Below are 16,900 nucleotides of genomic sequence, written 5' to 3'. Positions count from 1 at the left end.
TTCTTTTGGGGTCAAAGCGGGCTCTGGTGAGCATCCAGGAATGCGAGCACGCCGTCGGCCACATATTGGACGGCGAGCGCCGCCAGTATGACGCCGAGAAGCCGCGTGATCACGATGCGCCCGGTCTCGCCGATCAGTTTCTCGATGCGTTCTGCGAGCGCTAGGACGAAGAAGGTGAGCCCCAGAATGGCGAAGATCACCAGGATGAGCTCGGCCATGCCGACAAATCCCGGATTCTTGCTGGCAACGAGGATCGTCGCGGAGATGGCGCCGGGGCCGGCTATGAGCGGAATCGCCAGGGGGAAGACGGCGATGTGGCCGATATCTTCCGAGGTGAGGACGCGCGTCGCGCTGCGCTCGTGGCGTTCCTGGCGTTTTTCGAAGATCATCTCGAAGGCGATGACGAAGAGAAGAATGCCGCCTGCGATGCGGAAGGCTGGCAGCGTGATGCCGAAGACCGTCAGGATTGCCGATCCGGCGAGCGCAAAGATCACCAGAATCGGAAGTGCGATCAACGTCGCCCGCAGCGCCACTTGCTGACGCTGGTCACGGTTCATGCCCGCCGTCAGCGCCAGGAAGAGAGGCGCCAATCCGGCGGGATCAATGGTGACGAAGAGCGTGACGAAAGCGGTAACGAGCTGTTCCATGCGCGAGCTCCTATCACTCCCGCGATAAGGGAGAAATGCCTGCGGCGGAGATCCCCCGAAAAGCCGCGGCTTCGCGCCCGTCCTCGCCGTTTCAGGCGGCTTTTGCGGACGGAATCGCGCCTTCGTCGGGCTCTGACGCAACGAAACTGTCAGACACCTTTATAAGCCGTTGATTTATCTAATGTATTACACTTGCTCTCGACTTGGCTTATCGGCCGATTCCGGCTAGAAAGAGGGCCACACATCACAGCACTCGATTCTTTCCTTGACTGACGCCAAGACTCCTTCCGACGGACGCCGCGGCGGCGACATCCGTTCCATCTCCATCACAGATGAGATGCGCACCTCGTATCTCGATTACGCCATGAGCGTGATCGTGAGCCGTGCGCTGCCTGACGTTCGCGACGGCCTGAAGCCCGTTCACCGCCGCATTCTCCATTCGATGAACGAAATGGGGATCGCCTCGAACCGAGCGTACCGCAAATGCGCGGGTGTCGTCGGTGAGGTGATGGGTAACTATCACCCGCATGGCGACCAGGCGATCTACGATGCGCTCGTGCGCATGGCGCAGGATTTTTCGATGCGCCTGCCGCTCGTCGACGGGCAGGGCAATTTCGGTTCGCTCGATGGCGATCCTGCCGCGGCGATGCGGTACACGGAATGCCGCCTGGCGAAGCCGGCGGAATCGATGCTGCAGGACATCGACAAGAACACCGTCGATTTCCAGGAAAACTACGATGGGCGCAAGCAGGAGCCCGTCGTTCTCCCTGCGCGCTTCCCCAACATCCTCGTCAATGGCGCTGGCGGCATCGCCGTCGGTATGGCGACGAATATTCCGCCGCACAATCTCGGCGAAGTGATCGACGGCTGCGTCGCTCTTATCGATGACCCCACGGTCTCTGATCTCGATCTCATGGATCTCATCCCTGGTCCGGACTTTCCGACAGGTGGTGTCATCCTGGGGCGGGCGGGCATTCGCTCTGCCTACGAAACCGGCCGTGGCTCGATCGTCATGCGCGGCAAGGTGGCGATCGAAACGGGGGCTCGCGATCGCGAAGCGATCATCATCTCCGAAGTGCCTTATCAGGTGAATAAGGCGGCGATGATCGAGAAGATCGCCGAGCTCGTGCGAGAGAAACGGCTCGAGGGCATCTCGGACATTCGCGACGAATCCGATCGGCAGGGTGTGCGCGTCGTCATCGAGGTGAAGCGCGACGCCGTCGCCGATGTTGTGCTCAATCAGCTTTATCGCTTCACGCCCCTTCAGACGACGTTTGGGGCGAATTTCGTGGCGCTCAACGGCGGACGTCCCGAGCAGCTCGGCCTGAGAGACATCCTGACGAGCTTCATCTCGTTCCGCGAGGAAGTGGTCGGTCGCCGTACGAAATTCCTGCTCGGCAAGGCCCGTGATCGCGCGCATGTCCTCGTCGGTCTGGCCATCGCGGTGGCGAATATCGATGAGGTGATTGCTCTGATCCGGGCGGCGCCGGATCCTCAGACGGCGCGTGAGCAATTGATGGCAAAGGCCTGGCCTGCCAAGGATGTTGCGCCTCTCGTGCGGTTGATCGCCGATCCGCGGCATATGGTTCTGGAAGACGGGACCGTGCGCCTTTCGGAAGAGCAGGCGCGCGCCATCCTGGATCTGCGTCTGCAGCGCCTGACGGCTCTCGGCCGAGACGAGATCGCCGACGAATTGAACAAGCTCGCGGTCGAGATCAAAGAGTACCTCGAAATCCTGGCTTCGCGGGCGCGGATCCTCGGCATCGTCAAAGACGAGCTGTCGGCGGTGAAGGCGGAATTCGCAACGCCCCGTCGCACGGTGATCGAAGAGGGCGGCGGCGACCTCGAGGACGAGGATCTGATCCAGCGCGAAGACATGGTCGTCACCGTGTCCCACGCCGGCTACATCAAGCGCGTCCCGCTTGCGACCTATCGGGCTCAGCGTCGCGGCGGCAAGGGACGGTCGGGCATGTCCTTCCGCGAGGAGGATTTCGTCAACCGCCTCTTCGTCGCCAACACGCATACGGCCGTGCTGTTCTTCTCCTCGCGCGGCATCGTCTACAAGCTCAAGGTCTGGCGTCTGCCGCTGGCTGCGCCGCAGGCGCGCGGCAAGGCGCTCGTCAATATCCTGCCGCTGGAGGAAGGCGAGACGATCACGACGATCCTGCCGCTTCCCGATGACGACAAAGAGTTCGAGCGGCTCGATTTGATGTTCGCCACGACGGGCGGAACGGTGCGGCGAAATTCGCTTGCCGACTTCGTCAACATCAATCGCAATGGCAAGATTGCGATGAAGCTCGACGATGGCGATGCGATCGCGGGCGTCTGGACGTGCTCCGCAGACGACGACGTCATGCTGACCACCGCTTTCGGGCAATCGGTCCGCTTCCCGGTTACGGATGTGCGTGTCTTTGCCGGACGCTCGTCCGTCGGCGTGCGCGGAATTCGTCTCGGAAAGGGTGACCGCGTCATCTCCATGTCGATCCTCCGGCATTTCGAGGCAACTCCGGAGGAGCGCAGCGCCTATCTGAAGATGCGGCGTGCTGTCGCCGGTGAGGCCGATAACGGCGATGCCGGAGACGTCATCGAGGAGAGCGACGAGGTCGAGGCGGAAGCCGGCGCATTGTCGTCGGAGCGCTACGCCGAGATGAGCGCTGCGGAAGAGTTCATCCTCACCGTTTCCGAACACGGTTACGGCAAGCAGACGTCGTCGCACGAATACCGGATCTCCGGACGCGGTGGCAAAGGCATCATCGGCATGGTGGTGAACGAGCGGAACGGGCCGCTGGTGGCGTCCTTCCCGGTGGAGGAAGGCGACCAGATCATGCTCGTCACCGATCGTGGTCAGCTCATCCGCGTGCCGGTCGCCGGCATTCGCATCACTGGGCGCGCGGCGCAGGGCGTTATTGTCTTTTCCACCGCGAAAGACGAAAAAGTAGTGTCCGTCGAGCGGATCACGGAGGCGAGCGCGCAGGACGAGCTCAACGGAAACGGAGAGGGGGACGAAGAGAATGCCCCCGAATCCGATCCGCAGAACGGCGGAGACGCGGGAGAACCGCCAACGGAGTAAAGCTCGAGGGGGGGCTATGATCGATCTTGCAAGCTGGCTGACATATCTTGCGGCGTGCATCGCCGTCGTGATCGTCCCTGGACCGACGGTGACGGTCATCATCGCCAACTCCATGCGCCACGGTGCACGGGCCGGTTTGATGAACGTCGCCGGCACGCAGGCAGGCATCGCGATAATGGTCGCGATCCTCGCCTTCGGGTTTTCGGCGGTCGTCGCGCTCCTGGGTGAGGCGTTCTTCTGGCTGAAGCTTGTCGGCGCCGCCTACCTCATCTGGCTTGGGATCAAGCTCTGGCGTGCCGACGGTACGCTCGGGAATGCCGATGCCGCCAAGGCCACGCGCAACTGGTTCTGGCAGGGCTTCATCGTCATCTGGTCGAATCCGAAGGCTTTGTTCTTTTTCGGCGCTCTCATTCCGCAGTTCATCGATCCGACGGGCTCGGCGGTGATGCAGACGCTTCTGCTCGGCGGCACCTTCATGGTGGTGGCGACATGCCTCGATAGCATGTACGCGCTTGCTGCAGGACGGACGGGTCTGCTTCTGTCGAGGCGCAACGTGCGGCTCGTGGAGATCTTCGGCGGGACATGTCTCGTCGGAGGCGGCCTTTGGATGGCGCTGAGCCGCCGGTGACGTGTTTCGAACCGACATCCCACACATTGCGGTTCGCCGCAGGTGACGCTAAGCGGACCCCATGATTCGCACCGCACTCTACCCGGGCTCATTCGACCCGCTGACGAACGGGCATATCGATATCCTCCAGGCGGCCTTTGGGCTGGTCGATCGGGTTATCGTGGCCGTCGGGCGCCATCCGACGAAGTCGGGTCTGCTCGACATCGACAAGCGTATCGCCCTCATCGAGGAAGTCGCGGGTCCACTGGCGGAAAGCAGTGAAGTGACGCTCGAGGTTCTGAGCTTCGACAATCTCGTCGTCGACCTCGCGCAGGAGGTTGGCGCGACCATTCTGATCCGCGGGCTGCGCGATGGGACGGATCTCGATTACGAGATGCAGATGGTCGGCATGAACCGCACTATGGCCCATTGGCTGCAGACGGTTTTCGTGCCGGCGAGCCCGCATCATCGTCACATCACGGCCACGCTCGTGCGTCAGATCGCAGCCATGGGCGGTGACATCGGGCCCTTCGTGCCGGCTTCAGCGGCGGACGCCGTACGTGTGGCGCTCGCCAGCCGCTGAACGATTGCTCCGCCCGCGGGTTCAGATCTCAAGGAAGGATATTTCATGCTGAAATGGCTGGCCACGGTCGCCTTTGCCGTCACCTGCACGCTGTCACAGCCCGTGCTGGCGCAATCTGCGGACGCCGAAAACACGCTTCTGATGCAGCTGAAGGACGGCACTGTCAGCATTCACCTGCGCCCGGATCTTGCGCCGAACCATGCGGAACGCCTGAAGACGTTGACACGCCAGGGTTTCTACGACGGTGTGCCGTTTCATCGCGTGATCGACGGCTTCATGGCGCAGACCGGCGATCCGACCGGCACCGGCATGGGGGGATCGGATCTGCCGGACCTCAAGGCGGAGTTTTCCGATGAGCCTTTCGTGCGCGGCGTCGTCGGCATGGCGCGCTCGAGCAATCCTGACAGCGCCAACTCGCAATTCTTCATCATGTTCGCCCCGGCTCCGAGCCTTGACGGCAAGTACACCGTCGTGGGCGAAGTCACCGACGGCATGGACCTCGTCGACAATATCAAAAAGGGAAGTTCCAGTGCCAATGGCAAAGTGGACAACCCCGATAAGATCATCAGCATGAAGGTTGCCGCAGACCAATAGGCACCTTACCCGAGACCTCCAACTCAGGGAGATTCGAATGGCCGCCCAGCCCGAAGACACACTCATCATGGAAACCAGCAAGGGGCAGGTGACCATCGCCATGCGCCCGGACCTCGCGCCCAACCATGTGGCGCGGATCAAGGAGCTCGTGCGCGACGGCTTCTATGACGGTGTGAAGTTCCACCGCGTGATCGACGGTTTCATGGCCCAGACCGGCTGCCCCCAGGGCAACGGCACGGGCGGATCCGGCAAGAAGCTCAAAGCGGAATTCTCGTCGGAGAAGCACACGCGTGGTACCGTTTCGATGGCGCGCGCCATGGATCCCAATTCCGGCGACAGCCAGTTCTTCATCTGCTTTGCCGAGGCCCCGTGGCTCGATCGCCAGTACACCGTCTGGGGCGAAGTGGTTGACGGCATGGATGTCGTCGATCAGATCAACAAGGGCGAGCCGCCGCGGCAGCCTGACACCGTCCAGTCGATCAAGGTCGCCGCAGACGCCTGATAATTTGGCGGCGGCCTCTCGCCGCTGCCTTTTCCCATGCGTATCGATGCTTTCGATTTCGAGTTGCCGGAAGAGCGGATCGCGCTTCGTCCGGAGCGGCCGCGCGATTCCGCGCGGCTCCTCGTCGTGCCCTCTGAAGGGCCTTTCCGCGATCTCCGGGTCTTCGATCTTCCCGCACTTTTGGAGCCCGGTGATCTCCTCGTCTTGAACGACACGGCCGTCATTCCGGCGCGGCTCGCCGGACGCCGTCTCCCGCGCACGCCGGACGGTCAGGCGATCCGCGTGGAAGCGACCCTCATCGAGCGGCTGGATCAATCCCATTGGATGGCACTCGCCAAGCCGGGCCGCAAACTGAAGCCCGGCGATATGCTTCGTTTCGGTGGGGAGGACGAGACCTGTCTTGCCGGAACGCTCGACGCGCGCGTTGTCGAGAAAGGCGAGGCCGGTACCATCACACTCGGCTTTTCCCTTGCTGGGCCCGTGCTCGACGAAGCCATCCACGGCCAGGGGGCTATGCCGCTTCCGCCTTATATCGCCTCGCGCCGACAGGCCGATGCGGCCGATCTGGAAGATTATCAGACGGTCTATGCGGCGAAGGAGGGCGCTGTCGCTGCGCCGACGGCAGGGCTGCATTTCACGGACAATCTTTTGGCCGCTCTCGCTGACAAGGGCATCGAGCGCCGTCTGGTGACGCTGCATGTGGGGGCCGGTACGTTTCTGCCGGTGAAAAGCGAAGAGACGGACGACCACGTCATGCACGAAGAGTGGGGCGAGGTGAGCGAGGAGACGGCGGAAGCCGTCAACCAGACACGCCGGCGTGGCGGGCGCGTTGTCGCGATCGGGACAACGGCCTTGCGTATCCTGGAAAGCGCCGGCGACGAAAATGGTCTCCTGCACCCATTCTCCGGCAAGACCGGGATCTTTATCACGCCCGGCTATCGCTTCCGCATCATCGACCGGCTTTTCACGAATTTTCACCTGCCTCGCTCGACGCTGTTCATGCTCGTGTCGGCGTTTTCGGGCCTCGACCGTATGAAGGCCGCTTATGCCCATGCGATCGAGGAAAAATATCGCTTCTATTCCTACGGCGATGCCTCGCTTCTCGAACCGGCGACGCCCTCCATCAGGCCCAAATGACCGAATTCTCGTTCACTCTTCAGGCGCGCGACGGGAATGCCCGTCGCGGTACGATCTCCATGCCGCGCGGCCTCATCCGCACACCCGCCTTCATGCCGGTCGGGACGCAGGCCACCGTGAAAGCCATGTATCCCGAGCAGGTGAGGGAGCTTGGCGCCGATATCGTCCTCGGCAACACCTATCACCTGATGCTGCGGCCGGGCGCGGAGCGCGTGGCACGATTGGGCGGGCTGCATTCCTTCATGCGGTGGCCGCATCCGATCCTGACGGATTCCGGCGGCTTTCAGGTCATGTCGCTCGCCCAGCTGACGAAGCTCGACGAGGATGGCGTCACGTTCAAATCGCATGTCGACGGATCGACACACCGTCTGACGCCCGAGCGCTCCGTGGAGATTCAGGGGCTCCTCGGCGCCGATATCACCATGCAGCTCGACGAATGCCTGAAATTGCCGGCGGACTATTCCGAGGTCGAGCGGGCGATGGAATTGTCGCTGCGTTGGGGTGAGCGCTCGAAGGCGGCGTTTGGTGGCGAACCCGGCAGGGCGCTTTTTGGGATCGTGCAGGGCGGAGACCAGGCCGATTTGCGATTGCGATCAGCCGAGGGGCTGCGCCAGATCGGTTTTCATGGCTATGCAGTCGGGGGCCTCGCCGTCGGCGAACCGCAGGCGGTCATGCTGGAAATTCTCCAGGAGACGGTGCCCGCACTGCCAGACGAGGCGCCTCGCTACCTGATGGGCGTCGGGACACCTGAGGATATTCTGCTGTCGATCGCGCGCGGCATCGATATGTTCGATTGCGTGATGCCGACCCGCGCCGGACGGCACGGCCAGGCGTTTACGCGCTACGGACGCCTCAATATGCGCAATGCCAAGCACGCGGAGGATTTAAGTCCGCTCGACCCTTCGAGCGATTGCCCCGCGGCGCGCGATTATTCCCGCGCCTATCTTCATCATCTCTTCCGTACGCAGGAGACGCTCGGGGCGATGCTGCTGACCTGGTCGAACCTCGCCTATTACCAAACACTCATGAAAGAAGCCCGGCAGGCGATCAGCGAAGGACGCTATACGGATTATGTGGCGGAGGTGCGGGAGAATTGGGAGAGGGGAGCGCCGTAACGGCCAGCTCCATTCACTCGCGTGCGCGGCAGAGCCGATTGCACGGCCGATATGAAAAAGCCCCGGCGATACCGGGGCTTCGACGTTCCAGAACTTAGCGGCTGATGGCGGCGGCGAGAGCGATTGCCGCTACAGCGCCCAAAGAGCTCCACCAGAAGAGCTGCGCGCTTCGGGCCTCCTTGTCGGCCTGAACGGCGATGGCTTTTGCACGTGCTTTCGGCATCAGATCAATTCTCCCGGAGCCGGCCTCAGTTGGCAGTCAACGATTTTCCAGTCGCCTGCGTCATCTTGCAGGAGAGCAAAATCGGCGGACCATTGCAAGCCAATGCGGTCTCGCACATAGGTCTTCACCATGGTTGCCTCGCCATCCTGGGTGACACTGTCCACTGTCAGCCGCTTCGCATAGACAAGCGGCGGGTGGATCTTCGAAAAGAACGTATAAGCCGCTTCCTCGGTTCCAAAGCGATCCTGCTCGTACTCCGTCGCAAAGCGCCAGACGGCTTTGGGCTGCTTGTTTGAAAGACCCCAGACAAAGGTTTCGACTGCGCCGCGCACGGCATCTTCCTGGCCCTTGGTGAGCGAACGCGGCTCGGGGTGGTAGGCGACCAGATCCAATCGATCGGCTTTCGGCGCTGCCTGAGGAAGGGCTTTTGGAAGAGGTGCGTTCAACGAGTTCACTTGGACCGTGCCGATCAGCACCGTCGCCATAATACCTGTTGCAACAACTGCCAGGTTTCGCCCCCAGCCTGCTTTCAGACTGACCATGGGATTGCACCTCTTCAAGAACTTCGACAGGACAATTCGTTAACCCGCCGTTCAGTTCCGTGAAGAAGTGGTTGTCGTTAAGAAGTCGAATTCTCGCCGCTCTCCGAAAGCCTGCGACGCCCCGGGCTTGGCTGCGTTGCGACGACCTTCAGCTTGCGTCTGAGCGCCTCTTCACTTCCGCGTGAATCGGAAGGATGGCTGTAGCCGCAGGTAGCCGCTCGGGGCGGATACGATCTTGACGCCGACTCAGCTATCTTGGGGTCAGTCAGTTGCGTTGTTCTGCGTTCCCACGACATAGCGGAGGCCTTGGCGCAATGACCGAAACGTCCCTCTACCAGACAATCCTGCTCGAACTCTACGCGCACACGCCTCGGAGCGCGCTCCCCAACTGGGTGATGGACGGACTGGTCGAGGAAGGTCTCGCGCATCGCGACGACGCGAAGGGTCTGGTGCTCAACGGCCCGTTTCAGACCTTCCAGATCCGCAAGAGAGAGGTTCGGCCGGCCGAATTGCAGGCCGCCGACGCCGCCGGTTAGCGTGAGGCCTCAGCCTCGTCTTGATAAGCGACGTGTTTCGAAAATTGAGATCGCGGGCTGAAGGAGCCCGCGATCTTCTTATTCGGCAGGCGCCGTGCTTTCTTCGCCCCGTTCGGACGCCGGGGGATGATGCGGCTTCCATCCGGTCTTTTCGCGCATCCACTGGAAGACGCCGAAGAGGAGCGGGATGAGGAAGATGCCGATCGTCGCGGCGCCGATCATGCCGGCGAAGACCGGAATACCCACTGCATGCATGGATCCCGCACCTGGACCGGTGGCCCGGACCAGCGGGACGAGGCCAGCGATAAAGGCGAAACTCGTCATCATCACCGGGCGGAAACGCAACCGGGCGCCTTCGACGGCGGCGTCGTGCAGATCCATGCCGAACTCGCGTTGTTCGAGCGCAAATGCGTTGATCAGGATGGCGTTCTTCGCTGACAGCGCAATCAGAACGACGACACCGATCTGCGCATAGAGGCTGAAGTTCGCGCCAACCCACCAGATCGCAAATATGGCACCGAACATGGCGCTGACGGTTGATAGCAACACCGGGATCGGCACGTTCCAGCTCTCGTAAAGAGCGACCAGAAACAAGAAGGCAAAGACGACCGCCGCGCCAAGAACGATCGGTGTCTGTCCTGCCGATTGCTTCTGTTCGAGCGCCTGGCCCGTCCATTCATAGCCGTAGCCACTCGGAAGGGATTTCGCCACCTGTTCCATGGCGTCGGTCGCGTCACCGTCGCCAAAGCCTGGGGCGGGGGAGCCCTGGATGGAGACCGAGCGATAGTTGTTGTAGCGCGTCAGGCTGCGTGGGCCGACGGTCAGCTCGGCGCGTGCGAAGGTGGAAAGCGGCACCATCTCGCCGGAATTGTTGCGCACTTCGATGTCGTAGATGTCATCGATCGACGTGCGGTATTCCTTCTCCGCCTGCATGCGGACCGTCCAGGTGCGGCCGAACAGGTTGAAATCGTTGATATAGTACCCGCCGAAGGTGGATTGCAGGGCGGCGAAGATCTCGTTGATCGGCACGCCGAGCGTCTGCGCCTTCGTGCGATCGATATCCAACCGAATCTGTGGCGTTTCGGCTTCAAAGTTCGCGTAGACCCGGGTCAGTTGCGGCTGCTGGTTGGCCTGGACCAGGAGGCCGCGCATCACGGCTGCAAGCTCGGAGGGTTCCTGCCCCTGCAGAGCTTCGAGCACAAACTCGAACCCGCCGAACGAGCCGACGCCCGAAATTGCCGGCGGTTGCAGGGGAATGAACTGGGCGTCCGGAATGGTCGACAGACCACCATAGAGCCGGCCAATGACGGAGCCGATTGCAAGGTCGGGGGTCGTACGTTCGTCGTATGGCTTCAACCGCAGGAACATGAGGCCGGCATTCGAGGCCGCGCCGCCGCCCAAAAGGTCGAAGCCCAGGACGGTGCCGATGCTCTCCACGCCCGGATCCTGACGGATGATGGCTTCTGCCTTTTTCGCTGCGATATCCGTGCGGTTCAGCGATGCTCCCGGCGGCAGGTTCATGATGACAATGACGAAGCCCTTGTCTTCATTCGGGAGAAAGCCAGCCGGCGTGCGCAGGAACATGTAGCCCGTGGCCGCGCCGAGAACGGCGAGGATAACGAGCGACACCACGGAAACCCGCATCAGCTTGCTGATGATCCAGGCATAGCCATGTCCGACCTTGTCGACGGCATGGGTGATGCCGCGCATGATCCGGATTGGTTCGCCCGTCCGAAGGAAGAGTGCGCACAGCGCAGGCGACAAGGTCAGCGCGTTGATGGCCGAAATCACCATGGCCGCGGAGATCGCGACGGCAAACTGGCGAAAGAGAGCGCCTGAGGAGCCCGGCAGGAAGGCGACCGGAACGAACACCGACAACAACACCAGAGTGATGGCGACGATCGGCCCGACGATTTCGCTCATCGCCTTATGAGTGGCCTCATTCGGCGAGAGATGCGGGTCCTCCTCCATCACGCGTTCGACGTTCTCAACGACGATGATGGCGTCGTCGACGACGATGCCGATGGCGAGCACGAGAGCGAGAAGTGAGATCGTGTTCGCGCTGTAGCCGAAGGCATACATGATCGCCAGCGCGCCGATGATGGCAACCGGCACGGCGATCATCGGAATGAGGGTCGCCCGGAAACGTCCGATGAAGATAAACACGACGATCGCAACGAGAACGAAGGCCTCGATCAGGGTCGAGACAACCTTCTCGATCATCGCTCCGACGAAGTCGGACGCATTGTAGATGTATTGGTACTCGAGCCCCTCGGGGAAGCGCTCTGACAGCTCTTCGAGCCGCTTCGTGACGTTTGTCGCGACCGTCACCGCATTGGCGCCAGGGGAGAGATAGGTGGCGACGGCGGCCATCGGCTTGCCGTTGTAACGGGCAATGACACCATAACTCTCAGACGCAAGCTCGACCCGGGCAACATCACCCAGACGTACGACGGAGCCGTCTGGATTGGAGCGGAGGATGATGTTGCGAAATTCTTCTGCGTCGCTCAGGCGCCCCTTGGTATTGATCGTCAGCTCGAGCCGCTGCGCGTCCACGAGCGGGGCGGCACCGATCTTGCCAGCGGCCGCCTGGACGTTCTGCGATTCCACCGCAGCCGCAATATCGGCCGGCGTCAGTTCCAGATTGCTGAGCTTCTGCGGATCAAGCCAGATCCGCATGGCGTAATCGCGTTCGCCAAAGACCTGCACGTTGCCGACGCCGTTGACGCGTTTCAGCTCGTCGATGACGTTGAGGCCGACGAAGTTCGCGATGAACAATTCGTCGAAGCGATCATCCGGCGAATAGAACAGAAAGACTTGGAGTTGGTCGCGCGAGGCACGCGCCACGTTGATGCCGACCGAACGCACTTCCGCCGGCAGCTGGCTTTCGACCTGAGCCACGCGGTTTTGCACGTTGATGGCGGCAACGTCAGGGTCGGTGCCAAGTTCGAAAGTGACGTTCAGCTCGTAGGAACCGTCCGAGCTCGACGTCGATTTCATGTAGCGCATGTCCTCGACGCCGTTGATGGCACTTTCGAGTGGCTGCGCGATGGCCTGTTCGACGGTTTCGGCACTTGCGCCGATATACTGCGTAGACACGCTGATCGTCGGAGGCGCGATGTCGGGATATTGGGCGACCGGAATCACCGCGATCGAGATGAGCCCGACCAGCGTGATCAGAATCGAGATGACGAAGGCCAGTCGCGGCCGGCGGATGAAGACGTCAAAAATCATGCCGTGTGGGCCTTCAAAGTGTCACGCGCTGCGGCTTACTGGTTCGTCGAGGGAGCTGAGGTCGACGCCTGCTCCTTCGGGGTAACGTCCTGCGGTTCGACCTGCATGCCCGGTTGAGCTTTTTGCTGACCTGCGACGATCACCCTGTCCCCGGCCTCCAGGCCTTCGGTGACGACCACCGCCGGACCGCGCTGCTCGCCCGTTTCGATACGACGCTGCTCGACCTTGTTCTCATCGTTGACGACGAGGGTGTAGGTGCCCTGCTGATCGATGAGCATAGCCGATTGCGGCATCAGGAGCTTTTCTTCGGGCTTGCGTGCGGCGACGATCACATCGACGAGCTGCTTGTCGTACAAAACTCGGTCCGGATTGGGGACGCGAGCCCGCACCATCACTGAATCCGTACCCTCGTTCGCTTCGATGTTGGTGAAGAGAATCTCGCCCTCTTGGTCGTAGATGCTGCCGTCGGCAAGACGCAGCTTGATGACGACCTCATCCCTTTGTTTCTCGGTCTGACCGATATTGATCAAACGTCGCTGCGGCACCGGGAAGGCCACGCGCATCGGATCTTGCTGCACGATGCGTGCAAGGGCGCCGCTGTCGGGACCGATGAACGCGCCTTCGGAAAAAGCCGCGACGCCGATGCGCCCGCTGATCGGGGCCGTGATTTTCGTGTACCCAAGATCGAGCTGCGCCAGTTTGAGGGCTGCTTCGTTCTGACGAAGGGTTGCCTCCGCCTGATCTCGGTTGGCGCGAGCTTCGTCGAGTGCGGCCTGCGAGCCGGTATTGCGCTCGCGCAGTGTCTGCTGCCGTTCGTAGCTCAGATTGTTGAGCTCGAGGGCGGCATGCGCATTCTGGACGGCCGCCTCGGCCTGAGAAACCGCTGCTTCATAAGGTGCTGCATCGATAGTGAAGAGCACCTGGCCTTTTTCGACCTCGGCGCCTTCTTCAAATTGACGCTCTCCGAGATATCCTTGCACGCGCGCCCGGATTTCGACGCTTTCCGCAGCTTCGATCCGGCCGGTGAAGACCTGCTGCTCGGTCACGTCACCGAGGCGAACCTGCTCGATGTTAACGGCCGGCGGGCCGCCAGCTCCCGGCGCTCCCTGAGCCAAGACCGTGGCAGGTGCGAGCGCCAGCGCCAATGCGAGTGCGGCGCGCATAGGAAAGGTACGACGCCCCGTTGCCGGGGAGGGAAGGCGAAGATCGATCATCTAGGAGCTACCAGTTCGAATGCAGGCGCCAAGTCGGTGCGCTCACTTCCGGCGATGACATAATTCCTGCCATCAGAAAAGCAAACAGTCGAGTACCGATTCCAGTGTAGGGGTTACCAAATAGGCCTACGGTGACCTTGGAGGCCGTGGCCTGACGCATCTACACAAGTATGTGATCCGACGGCGGCGACGCTCTCGTGGCTCTCAGCTCGCAGGAGACGAGAAGGTCGAGATTCCTCACCCATGCATGTCTCGGGTGCGATCTCTTACCCATGCCGCCGCATCGGACAGATAGGTAATGGTGAGCCCTGTGGGACTCGAACCCACGACCTACTGATTAAAAGTCAGTTGCTCTACCGGCTGAGCTAAGGGCTCTCAGCGCGGGCGGACCCTATGGAAGCCGTTGGTGCGGGTCAAGCCGTTTTGGTTCAGGATAGCCCCGTATGCCGGGCTTTTGCCCATCGCCGGATGCCGTGCCACGGCCGGGGCCATGTGGACGGCAGGGTCGCGAGCATCAAGCCCGGCAGAACCAGGGCCAGCCCGAGCGCGTGATAGGTGTGAAATTCCTCTCCAAGGAAGATCATCGCGAGCAGGACGCCATAGGGTGGCAGCAGGTAGAGGAACATGCCGGTGACACCCGGTCCAAACACTGTGACGCCGTGCTGGTAGGCGAGAAAGGCGAGGACCGAGGAGATGAAGGCGAGGCCCGCAATCGAGAGCCATGCGGCCAAGGTTGAAGGAAAGGCCTCGCGCACGACCGCTTCCACCGCAAAGAACGGCAGCAAAACGACCGCGCCGGCGGCGACGATGGCTGTGAACAGCGGCAGGGTCGGGACGGTGTGAAGGGAGCCGCGACGCAACAGGACCGAATAGACGGCCCAGGAGAAGGCGCACAGCGCAATCAACAGATCACCGGCATTCAATTCGAGTGCGATGAGCCGGCCGAGATCTCCCCGCAGCACGATGACGGCAACGCCGATGAATGCGAGGGCCACGCCGAGCGCCTGGCGCAGCGCAATACGCTTGCCGCGAAACAGCCATTCCAGCACCAGGATCATCACGCCGGACGAGGTATAGATCAATGTGGCGTTGGTGGCGTTGGTCTGGCGGAGAGCGAGATAGACGATCGCCCCGCACACACCCATGCCGAGAAAGCCAAGAACAAGAAGCAGACGCCAGTTTTCCAGGAGGGTCTTGCGGTGTTGTCTCAATCCCGCGGCGGCGAGCGGGAGGAGCAGAAGAAGGGCCACCGTCCAGCGCAAGAAGGCGAGGGTGAACGGCTCGACCGTGCTCACCGCTGCGCGTCCGATCACGAGATTTGACGAGAAGAACAACGGCATGAGCGCCAGAAGAGTGATGTCCCGCAGGCGGTTTGAGGAAGCTTGCATTGGTTCGGAGGGGCTTTCGGCTTCGACACACCTGCGCTAACGGGCTGGCAGAATTTGCGCAAGCTGCGGCTCCGCAAGCGGTGCTGCATCAGGAAAGGGACATATGTCTCAGCTTACGACCATCATTCTGGCTGCGGGTGAGGGCACCCGCATGCGCTCGGCCTATCCAAAAGTTCTACACCCGATCGGCGGGCTTCCCATGCTGGCTTTTGCGATGCGCGCGGCCCAGGCGGCCGGGGCGGCGCATCTCGGCGTCGTCGTCGGTCCGGGACACGATTCTGTGCGGGCCCTGGTCACCCAAGAAATGCCGCAGGCTGAAGTTTTCGTGCAGGAGGAGAGACGCGGCACGGGGCATGCCGTCATGCAGGCGCGTCCGCTTCTGGAGCGCGCCGAAGGCGTGGTGCTGGTTCTTTTCGGAGACACGCCTTTCGTAACGGCTGAGACGATTTCGTGCCTCGCCGGTCTCATTGACGAGGGTGCCGCGCTCGCCGTTGCAGGCATGCGTCCGCCGTCCCCTGTAGGTTACGGCAGGCTCATCACCGAAGAGGGCCGCCTTCTCGCGATCCGCGAAGACAAGGATGCCTCACCAGAAGAGAAGAAGATCGAGCTCTGCAATGCGGGCCTGATGGCGTTCCGTGCGGGCGACATGCTCTCCCTGCTCGAGGCGATCGATAGCAACAACGCACAGGGCGAGTTCTATCTGACGGATGCGGTTGCGATCGCCAATCAGAGAGGTCTCTCGGTCAAAGCCGCTGAGATCGCCTTCGACGAGGTCTTCGGCGTCAATGATAGGGCGCAGCTTGCGGAGGCTGAAGCGCGCTTTCAAAACGCCCGCCGCCGACAGGCGATGGTGGAGGGCGTCAGCCTCGTTGCGCCGGAGACCGTCTTCTTTTCGCACGATACCGTGCTCGGTCGCGACGTGACCGTCGAGCCGAACGTCTTCTTCGGTCCCGGGGTTCGCGTTGAAGACGGGGTCAGGATCCATGGCTTTTCGCATCTTGAAGGCTGTGTCGTGAAAGCCGGGGCAGAGATCGGGCCGTTTGCCCGCCTGCGGCCGGGAGCCGATGTCGGCGCGAGAGCGAAGGTCGGGAATTTCTGCGAGGTGAAGGCAACCACGCTGGGCGATGGCGCGAAGGTCAACCATCTGACCTATCTCGGGGATGCTTCCGTCGGCGCCGGAACCAATATCGGCGCCGGCACCATCACCTGCAATTACGACGGCTTCAGCAAATCTCGCACGCAGATCGGAGAGGGGGCCTTTATCGGTTCCAACTCATCTCTGGTCGCGCCGGTCTCTATCGGAGACGGCGCTTATGTCGGTTCCGGCAGCGTCATTACCGATGACGTCGCGCCGGACGCGCTCGCAATTGGGCGCGGCCGACAGGTGCAGAAGCCGGATTGGGCTAAATCTTTTCGAGCGCGCCACGTGAAAAAGTGAACCCGAGCACCGAAGTGCAGGGCGTTTTCGTCACACTGTGTCACGGCAATTGATTTTCTCGGTGCGGTCT

Annotated in this window: 15 protein-coding genes and 1 tRNA gene; 9 read left to right on the top strand and 7 right to left on the bottom strand. The window is 61.8% G+C overall.

All coding sequences use genetic code 11. The features are described 5' to 3' along the window. Positions 1 to 11: 11 nt before the first annotated feature. Positions 12 to 647: a MarC family protein gene (locus tag EO094_RS17450; RefSeq protein WP_128294133.1), complete on the bottom strand. Its 636-nt coding sequence runs from the start codon at positions 645 to 647 to the stop codon at positions 12 to 14. Between the two features lie 265 nt (positions 648 to 912). Between EO094_RS17450 and gyrA the strand changes: the two genes are divergently transcribed. The 7 genes from gyrA to tgt all read left to right on the top strand — a co-directional run bounded on the left by gyrA (position 913) and on the right by tgt (position 8,255). Further along, complete coding sequence (gyrA, locus tag EO094_RS17445; protein ID WP_342772747.1) at positions 913 to 3,717, top strand: DNA gyrase subunit A; 2,805 nt, start codon at positions 913 to 915, stop codon at positions 3,715 to 3,717. A 16-nt stretch (positions 3,718 to 3,733) separates the two neighbouring features. Next, on the top strand, positions 3,734 to 4,345 hold the full coding sequence (locus EO094_RS17440) for a LysE family translocator (protein ID WP_128294132.1): 612 nt from the start codon (positions 3,734 to 3,736) through the stop codon (positions 4,343 to 4,345). A gap of 61 nt (positions 4,346 to 4,406) precedes the next feature. Further along, a complete protein-coding gene (coaD, locus tag EO094_RS17435) occupies positions 4,407 to 4,907 on the top strand; it encodes a pantetheine-phosphate adenylyltransferase (RefSeq protein ID WP_128294131.1) in 501 nt (166 codons plus the stop codon). 45 nt (positions 4,908 to 4,952) lie between these two features. Next, positions 4,953 to 5,501, top strand: coding sequence for a peptidylprolyl isomerase (locus EO094_RS17430; RefSeq protein ID WP_092812158.1), 549 nt, complete (start codon positions 4,953 to 4,955; stop codon positions 5,499 to 5,501). 37 nt (positions 5,502 to 5,538) lie between these two features. After that, positions 5,539 to 6,003, top strand: a complete 465-nt coding sequence (locus EO094_RS17425; protein ID WP_092812160.1) for a peptidylprolyl isomerase — start codon at positions 5,539 to 5,541, stop codon at positions 6,001 to 6,003. Between the two features lie 36 nt (positions 6,004 to 6,039). Then, complete coding sequence (gene queA, locus EO094_RS17420) at positions 6,040 to 7,140, top strand: tRNA preQ1(34) S-adenosylmethionine ribosyltransferase-isomerase QueA (protein WP_128294130.1); 1,101 nt, start codon at positions 6,040 to 6,042, stop codon at positions 7,138 to 7,140. Further along, positions 7,137 to 8,255: a tRNA guanosine(34) transglycosylase Tgt gene (gene tgt, locus EO094_RS17415; RefSeq protein ID WP_128294129.1), complete on the top strand. Its 1,119-nt coding sequence runs from the start codon at positions 7,137 to 7,139 to the stop codon at positions 8,253 to 8,255. The genes queA and tgt overlap by 4 nt, the downstream gene beginning before the upstream one ends. 94 nt (positions 8,256 to 8,349) lie before the next feature. Here the strand turns inward: tgt and EO094_RS18920 are convergent, their stop codons facing one another. Together EO094_RS18920 and EO094_RS17410 are read right to left on the bottom strand one after the other, a co-directional pair. Beyond that, positions 8,350 to 8,478, bottom strand: a complete 129-nt coding sequence (locus tag EO094_RS18920; RefSeq protein ID WP_255701279.1) for a hypothetical protein — start codon at positions 8,476 to 8,478, stop codon at positions 8,350 to 8,352. After that, positions 8,478 to 9,020 (bottom strand): DUF4864 domain-containing protein, encoded by a 543-nt coding sequence (locus EO094_RS17410; RefSeq protein ID WP_128294128.1) that lies wholly within the window; start codon positions 9,018 to 9,020, stop codon positions 8,478 to 8,480. The genes EO094_RS18920 and EO094_RS17410 overlap by 1 nt, the downstream gene beginning before the upstream one ends. Before the next feature lie 314 nt (positions 9,021 to 9,334). Here EO094_RS17410 and EO094_RS17405 point away from each other — a divergent pair, with 314 nt between their 5' ends. After that, a complete protein-coding gene (locus tag EO094_RS17405; protein WP_128294127.1) occupies positions 9,335 to 9,556 on the top strand; it encodes a hypothetical protein in 222 nt (73 codons plus the stop codon). Positions 9,557 to 9,634: 78 nt separating this feature from the next. Here EO094_RS17405 and EO094_RS17400 read toward each other — a convergent pair whose 3' ends face one another. The 4 genes from EO094_RS17400 to EO094_RS17385 all read right to left on the bottom strand — a co-directional run bounded on the left by EO094_RS17400 (position 9,635) and on the right by EO094_RS17385 (position 15,392). Then, on the bottom strand, positions 9,635 to 12,790 hold the full coding sequence (locus tag EO094_RS17400; RefSeq protein WP_128294126.1) for an efflux RND transporter permease subunit: 3,156 nt from the start codon (positions 12,788 to 12,790) through the stop codon (positions 9,635 to 9,637). Between the two features lie 35 nt (positions 12,791 to 12,825). Beyond that, positions 12,826 to 14,004, bottom strand: coding sequence for an efflux RND transporter periplasmic adaptor subunit (locus tag EO094_RS17395; protein ID WP_128294125.1), 1,179 nt, complete (start codon positions 14,002 to 14,004; stop codon positions 12,826 to 12,828). A 299-nt stretch (positions 14,005 to 14,303) separates the two neighbouring features. Further along, positions 14,304 to 14,379: transfer RNA gene (locus EO094_RS17390), tRNA-Lys, on the bottom strand. Between the two features lie 53 nt (positions 14,380 to 14,432). Next, positions 14,433 to 15,392: a DMT family transporter gene (locus EO094_RS17385; protein WP_128294124.1), complete on the bottom strand. Its 960-nt coding sequence runs from the start codon at positions 15,390 to 15,392 to the stop codon at positions 14,433 to 14,435. A gap of 103 nt (positions 15,393 to 15,495) precedes the next feature. Between EO094_RS17385 and glmU the strand changes: the two genes are divergently transcribed. Continuing rightward, a complete protein-coding gene (glmU, locus tag EO094_RS17380; RefSeq protein WP_128294123.1) occupies positions 15,496 to 16,830 on the top strand; it encodes a bifunctional UDP-N-acetylglucosamine diphosphorylase/glucosamine-1-phosphate N-acetyltransferase GlmU in 1,335 nt (444 codons plus the stop codon). Positions 16,831 to 16,900 lie beyond the last annotated feature (70 nt).

The organism is Afifella aestuarii (genome assembly GCF_004023665.1).
GTDB classification, from domain to species: Bacteria; Pseudomonadota; Alphaproteobacteria; order Rhizobiales; family Afifellaceae; genus Afifella; species Afifella aestuarii.
This window is presented reverse-complemented; position numbering and strand designations above follow the sequence as displayed.

Bases quoted from the DNA above. Each gene is read 5' to 3' on its own strand.
- EO094_RS17400 (WP_128294126.1), bottom strand. From the start codon at position 12,790: ATGATTTTTGACGTCTTCATCCGCCGGCCGCGACTGGCCTTCGTCATC.
- EO094_RS17385 (WP_128294124.1), bottom strand. From the start codon at position 15,392: ATGCAAGCTTCCTCAAACCGCCTGCGGGACATCACTCTTCTGGCGCTC.
- tgt (WP_128294129.1), top strand. From the start codon at position 7,137: ATGACCGAATTCTCGTTCACTCTTCAGGCGCGCGACGGGAATGCCCGT.
- EO094_RS17405 (WP_128294127.1), top strand. From the start codon at position 9,335: ATGACCGAAACGTCCCTCTACCAGACAATCCTGCTCGAACTCTACGCG.
- queA (WP_128294130.1), top strand. From the start codon at position 6,040: ATGCGTATCGATGCTTTCGATTTCGAGTTGCCGGAAGAGCGGATCGCG.
- EO094_RS17410 (WP_128294128.1), bottom strand. From the start codon at position 9,020: ATGGTCAGTCTGAAAGCAGGCTGGGGGCGAAACCTGGCAGTTGTTGCA.
- EO094_RS17430 (WP_092812158.1), top strand. From the start codon at position 4,953: ATGCTGAAATGGCTGGCCACGGTCGCCTTTGCCGTCACCTGCACGCTG.
- EO094_RS18920 (WP_255701279.1), bottom strand. From the start codon at position 8,478: ATGCCGAAAGCACGTGCAAAAGCCATCGCCGTTCAGGCCGACAAGGAG.
- coaD (WP_128294131.1), top strand. From the start codon at position 4,407: ATGATTCGCACCGCACTCTACCCGGGCTCATTCGACCCGCTGACGAAC.
- EO094_RS17450 (WP_128294133.1), bottom strand. From the start codon at position 647: ATGGAACAGCTCGTTACCGCTTTCGTCACGCTCTTCGTCACCATTGAT.
- EO094_RS17425 (WP_092812160.1), top strand. From the start codon at position 5,539: ATGGCCGCCCAGCCCGAAGACACACTCATCATGGAAACCAGCAAGGGG.
- glmU (WP_128294123.1), top strand. From the start codon at position 15,496: ATGTCTCAGCTTACGACCATCATTCTGGCTGCGGGTGAGGGCACCCGC.
- EO094_RS17440 (WP_128294132.1), top strand. From the start codon at position 3,734: ATGATCGATCTTGCAAGCTGGCTGACATATCTTGCGGCGTGCATCGCC.
- EO094_RS17395 (WP_128294125.1), bottom strand. From the start codon at position 14,004: ATGATCGATCTTCGCCTTCCCTCCCCGGCAACGGGGCGTCGTACCTTT.